This is a genomic window from Vibrio sp. RE86 (assembly GCF_013114545.1).
Taxonomy (GTDB): Bacteria; Pseudomonadota; Gammaproteobacteria; order Enterobacterales; family Vibrionaceae; genus Vibrio.
The window spans coordinates 1-6,015 of record NZ_VTXI01000042.1; the positions used below are offsets into that span (position 1 = coordinate 1).

5 protein-coding genes and 1 pseudogene are annotated in these 6,015 nt (G+C 40.8%); all 6 read right to left on the reverse strand.

Annotation, left to right across the window (positions count from 1 at the left end):
- Positions 1-823: 823 nt before the first annotated feature.
- Positions 824-1,279 carry a hypothetical protein gene (locus F0231_RS20465; protein WP_171761522.1) on the reverse strand — a complete coding sequence of 152 codons (456 nt, stop codon included), beginning with the start codon at positions 1,277-1,279 and terminating at the stop codon, positions 824-826.
- A 190-nt stretch (positions 1,280-1,469) separates the two neighbouring features.
- Complete coding sequence (locus F0231_RS20475) at positions 1,470-1,781, reverse strand: hypothetical protein (RefSeq protein WP_171761523.1); 312 nt, start codon at positions 1,779-1,781, stop codon at positions 1,470-1,472.
- A gap of 1,210 nt (positions 1,782-2,991) precedes the next feature.
- Positions 2,992-3,480, reverse strand: a complete 489-nt coding sequence (locus F0231_RS20480) for a GIY-YIG nuclease family protein (RefSeq protein WP_171761524.1) — start codon at positions 3,478-3,480, stop codon at positions 2,992-2,994.
- A 548-nt stretch (positions 3,481-4,028) separates the two neighbouring features.
- The gene (locus F0231_RS20485; RefSeq protein WP_171761525.1) at positions 4,029-4,397 is read right to left on the reverse strand and encodes a VOC family protein; all 369 of its coding nucleotides are present in this window, start codon (positions 4,395-4,397) and stop codon (positions 4,029-4,031) included.
- A 769-nt stretch (positions 4,398-5,166) separates the two neighbouring features.
- Complete coding sequence (locus F0231_RS20490) at positions 5,167-5,607, reverse strand: immunity protein YezG family protein (protein ID WP_171761526.1); 441 nt, start codon at positions 5,605-5,607, stop codon at positions 5,167-5,169.
- A gap of 141 nt (positions 5,608-5,748) precedes the next feature.
- Positions 5,749-6,015, reverse strand: a pseudogene (locus F0231_RS20495) (hypothetical protein); the annotation flags it as partial.

Sequence of the window (6,015 nt, forward strand, 5' to 3'; positions counted from 1 at the left end):
CACTTTTGGATAGACTAAGTAACAGAGCAGACTTTCAACGAGCGAATCAGTTTCTAAAACAGAGAATCCTGCGAAACGCCAACCAAAACACCACTATCACCGATTCGGGAAGTTAGAAACTGAAACACGGAAGCCTAACCAAAAACACACTGATATTAGCCCTAAACTTGCTGATTTAGTTACTTTGTTCTTCATTGGCAACTAACGCCCAATTAAGTGGTGAGCAACGCTACCAACTACCTAGACTATTGTGCCGTAAACACTAGAGCCGATTCAAACCTAAAATGCCGAGCGTTGCGAATCTGCTTAAATTGTTTGTTAGTTGCCTGCCCTAAGGCTTTGTTTGAAGATTATTTCCACTTTGCCGACACTGTTCTGTCTTGTTTTGAAAGCTCCAATCAGGCGCAGTTTTAAAGCGACTGTCACTGAAACCACTTGGAATTCACAGCACCGTAGAAAACGGACTTTAAACACCAAAGAAAACTTTTTGAAAGACTAACCAATAGAGCATACTTTCAACAAGCGGTTTAGCTTCTGAAACAACAAGCCTAACCGAACACCAACCAAAGCACTATTTTAACGAACCCAATAAGCTAGAAGGCGAAGACGGAAACCTAGAAAAGACACACTGACATTAGCCCTAAACTTGCTGATTTAGCTACTTTTTCCTCATTGGCAACTAACGCCGCGTTAAGTAGTGAGCAACGCTACCACCTAACTAAACATTACCACCATAAACACAAAACCCAACGATGAACACTGAAAGTGCCATGCGTTGGGAATCTGTCTTAAACGCTTTGTTATGTCACTATTTCAGGTACTGCTAGAGTTCATTTATAGTGTCACAGTTAAAGCAGTTTACTGTTCCTTTCTTAATTGTCTCAGAGCAGCCCTTACATTCTCTTTCGGGGTAAGATGGGTCGAAGTAGGTTTTCTTTTTCTGGAAATAATACTTCTCGTCATGAGGTAGTTCAGGTAATTCATTGTGGCAATGCTTACATACACGTGCATTTCTCAGCACTGCTTCGCAGCAATTTGGACACTCGCGAAAACGTCGGGATTTTAACCCCTTATATTTAATACCTGCTTCATCTCGACCGAATGCAAGTAATACTATAAGACCCAAAATGCCAGTGAGCAAACAAATACCCGCCCAGACTATGCCTGTACGTCCATATTTTTCAGCAATGACGAAAGCAGCAATTGAACAAACCATCCAAAAAGGAATAATCCATACTGCGCTACCAAGTAACAGTAAAAGCCCTACAATTTCATTCATAATCAGCCTCCGAAAAATTTCGGAACACTATACCATATGATAAATATACAACCAACTAGTGACATAACGCCCTGTTAAGGTGTGAGCAACGCAATACCGAAGCCGCTGCATACTACCTTAATCACTAAGCGCAACGCATAGTAAAAATGCCACGCGTTGCGAATCACTCTTAAACAGTTTGTTATGTGCTTTAATTAATACTAACCTTGTAGCCCCACTGACCATTTTCTTTAAGAAACACTTGAAAGCTAACCAAGCTAAGTTTTTGTCCATTTTCTTGTATATACTTATTAAGTGCCTCGGCTGCATCCAATAACTCATCATTTGGTGAGAAAAAGTCATCTGGATTTTCGCTGACAGCCTGCACAACCGACACTCCACCTTCTTCAGGCTCCAGTAATATTTCAATACATTGCAAGTGGTCTGGAGATGACTCAATTATTGAAACGGCTATTTCCTTGGCATACTTAAGAAACAGCTTATCTTCGTATATATTGTCCATTACTTTCCTTTGAAATACGGTAGACACATAACGCCCAATTAAGTTGTGAGCAACTCTACCACCTGCCTAGACCATTGTGCCGTAAACACTGAAGCAGATTCAAACCCAAAATGCCAAGCGTTGCGAATCTGCTTAAATTGTTTGTTAGTTGCCTACCCTAAGCCTTGGGTTTGAAGCTCATTGAGACTTTGCCAACTCTGTTTCTTACGCTAGCTAAAAACCCAAATCAGGCGCAGTTTAAAAACGACTGTCATTGAAACCACTTGGAATTCACAACGCCGTAGAAAACGGACTTTAAACACCAAAGAACACTTTTGGAAAGACTAACCAACAGAGCAGACTTTCAACGAGCGGTTTACCTTCTAAAACAGAAAGTCCAACCAAGCACCAAACAAAGTACTATTTAAACGAACCCTATGAGCTAGAAAATGAAGTGCGAAAACTAGCAAAACACACTCTGACATTAGCCCTAAACTTGCTGATTTAATAACTTTTTTCTTCATTGGCAACTAACGCCCAATTAAGTAGTGAGTAACGCTACCACTTAACCAGAACATTGTGCCCTAATCACTAAAACCAATTCAAACCCAAAATGCCAAGCGTTACGAATCTGCTTAAATTGTTTGTTATGTTTTACCACAAGTGACTGACTTACTTGAGAAAGAAATGATGATTAAGACCATTTTTCTTAACCAAACCACAAGGTAAGAACCAGCTTGGCCACCAAAGGCGACCAACCCAAAACAAGTATGAACACTTCCCTGCCCAATGAGGCAACCCGACAAAGCACCAACAAGTGCCCTAGTCTTTTCTCACAACAGCGCCAAACAATGGTTAGTTGCCGAGACTACTGCCAAGGTAGGATGTTGCTTGGAAAAGAACCTCAAAGCGACTTTAAGCCAAAGGAAATACAACCTAGCCTACTCGACCTGCTAATGAAGCAACCCACGAACATTGGCATGTTTTACTCCGTAAGAGATTCAAGAACTTAAGTCGATAATGCGGATTTGCTGAGTCTACTAGGGACAAACTGCAAGAGGGGCAAAGAACTAGAGCCTAAGACATTTAAGCCTTTGAAATACAAGTAAACATAACGCCGCATTAAGGTGTGAGCAACGCTACCACGAAACTTAACCAGACTACCATAAACACGAAACCCAACAATGGAATGAAAAATGACAAGCGTTGGGAATCACTCTTAAATGCTTTGTTAGGGCTGTACTACATGATTTTCGCAAAAACCACATTGTAAACAACGCTCGCAACCAAAATTCTCGTTGTAATCTAAGCCACCACCCCACCCACAGTTTGGGCAAAACTCTTGATTATCCACTTCAGTCCATTGCCAAGAACCGACACATTCTGGGACTCCATTACGATCTCGTGCGACGACTTCAAAAGCATTATCGTTTACCGAAATATGGCTGTTTACAGAGTGGAATTTTAGCTCATCTAAAACATCACATACGCCTAACTCAAACCATTCAAGGTGAACATTATTTTCGAGATACTTTTGGTGCAATGACTTTTCAAAGTCTCTGTCGTTTTCGGTATTGATCCAGCCCATTAATTTGAGCTTATATGGGCTTCCTGTACTGAGTTGAGCAAGGCGCTTAGGTACATTTTTACTAATTCCAATTTTGATCCGCAGGCAATCATAGTTGCCATTTTCGTCTTCCGCTATGAAATAGACAGCCATGCAAATTTCCTCTTAAGCCCTAACGCCCAATTAAGTAGTGAGTAACGCTACCACTTAACCAGAACATTGTGCCCTAATCACTAAAGCTAATTCAAACCCAAAATGCCAAGCGTTACGAATCTGCTTAAATTGTTTGTTATGTTTTACCGCAAGTAACTGACTTACTTGAGAAAGAACTGATGATTAAGACCATTTTTCTTAACCAAACCACAAGGTAAGAACCAGCTTGACCACCAAAGGCGACCAACCCAAAACAAGTATGAACACTTCCCTGCCCAATGAGGCATACGGCCTAAGAGATTCAAGAACTTAGACCGATAATACTGATTTGCTGAGTCTACTAGGGACGAACTGCCATAGGGACAAAGAACTAGAGCCTAAGATACTTAAGCCTTTGAATTACAAGTAAACATAACGCCAAATTAAGGTGTGAACAACGCTAACCACCCTACCTAAAGTATTGTGCCATAAACACTAAACTTGCTTGAACTGAAAGCGCCAAGCGTTGTGAATCACTCTTAAATTTATTGTTATATGAGTACTCGAAGCTACATTGAAACTGCTTCGATTTTGTTTCCGTCTAAGTCACGTACGAACGCTGCATAGTAAGTTTCACCGTACTCTGGTCTTAAGCCTGGTTTACCTGCACATGAACCACCCAATTCAATGGCTGTAGAATAGAACTGCTCAACAGCTTCTTTTGACGGCGCATTGAAAGCCACATGAGCACCATTACTTGATGTCGCCTTTCCTTCACAAGGGCTTCCAACCCAAAATTCAAAATTTTCACCATAAGCCGCTGCAATATTTTCTATATAATGAGCACGCTTAATAGACAACGTAGAAAGAACTGAGTCATAAAAACTAACTGCTTTTACCACATCAGAAGCACCAACTGAGACGTGATTTAGAATCATTTTTAAGTCCTTTTATTGTTTGAAACTTGAAAGCATATAACGCCGCGTTAAGTAGTGAGCAGCGCAACCACCAAACTAAACCACTGCGCCATAAACACTACAGCCGATTCGAAGTGAAACCGCCAAGCGTTGCGAATCTGCCTTAAACGCTTTGTTAGGCAAGATTTCCGTGTGTTCACTAACTTGATTTGATACAGAATACCTTAAACATCATAAGCAACCAATTACCCACGGATTTTTTGTGATTCAAGAACTACCGAAGCCACTATGTTATAGCTATGGTTTCAGCGAACTCCGAATACGAGATAGCAACAACGACATTGCTTTTAGGACGCTGAGATTCAAAGCTGCGAACTATCAGCTTTCAAGACAGCACCTATTAACTTGCCCTTTCCACACTTTGAGTCAGTGAAACTCACAACCGACTAACGCTAAAAACCAATGAGGCAACCCATGAAATTTGGCATGTTTTGCGGGTGGAGTCATTCAAGAACTGGAGCCGACAATGCTGAATTACCGACTTAGAAAAGCGGATGGCTAAAAGAAGCAAAGAAGAATAGAAATGAGAAACTCACCGCACCTTGCCTAACGCCGCGTTAAGTGGTGAGCAACGCTACCACGTTACCTAAACCATTGTGCCGTAAACACTAAATTAAAAGCAAACCGAAAATGCCAAGCGTTGGGAATCCGTCTTAAACGCTTTGTTATGTGTTTATCCAACTACCAGCTGCGATTGGTTATTTCTTAATTTAGCCAGAAGAGGACATATTTAGGCTGTATGCTGGCATTCTTCCCAAACATCGTTAGGCACAGAAAAAGTCTCTAGTTCATCTTTGGCTAGCGAACTAATCCCTCTCATATACAAACCGCTCCAGCTATCATTTTTATCTATGTAAGCAAACTTGAGGTTTATTTGACCGTCATCAGTAAGCGTGACTTTGCAATGGGTCCATCGCTCTCGCTCAAAGACAGAATGTTGTTGTAATTCTCGTAACTGAACTGAGATTAAATAGAGAACATCTGTCGGATGTTGCTCAAAATCGTACTTTGACTCATTTCCCTCGCGATCTAGCCAATTAAACTTATAGTCGCTATCGGAACTAAATACTTGGCAATAGAAATATGCTTCTAAACCATCTTCTGGAAAGATAGACCAAATAAGGCGCCCTAGCTCCTGATATATCTCTTTTGGATTTTTTATTGTGCCCATATTCAGTTTATATTCTCCAATGAAGTTGAAATTTCATTAATCACATAACGCCGCATTAAGGTGTGAGCGACGCTTGGCTATACTTGAGCGAAGCGAAAATGCCAAGCGTTGCGAATCACTCTTAAATGCCTTGTTATGTAGCTAGTTGAATAGGTCATTTAGAGCTTCAACCGACAACGCCCACCCTAATTGACGTTGCGGCATTCTATTGATTTTTGCTGTAATCTCAGCAAGATCGCAGTGTTCAAACCCACCATCCGCATAAATGAAATCTTGAAACAATGACATTTTTTCATTCATATGTCCGACTAATTTTCGACTATCTGTTTTCGTAAAATCAATAGCTGCCGGTGCATTTTCAAACGACGATACAATTTCATTTGGTGCGTTTTCTAACGCCAATAGGTT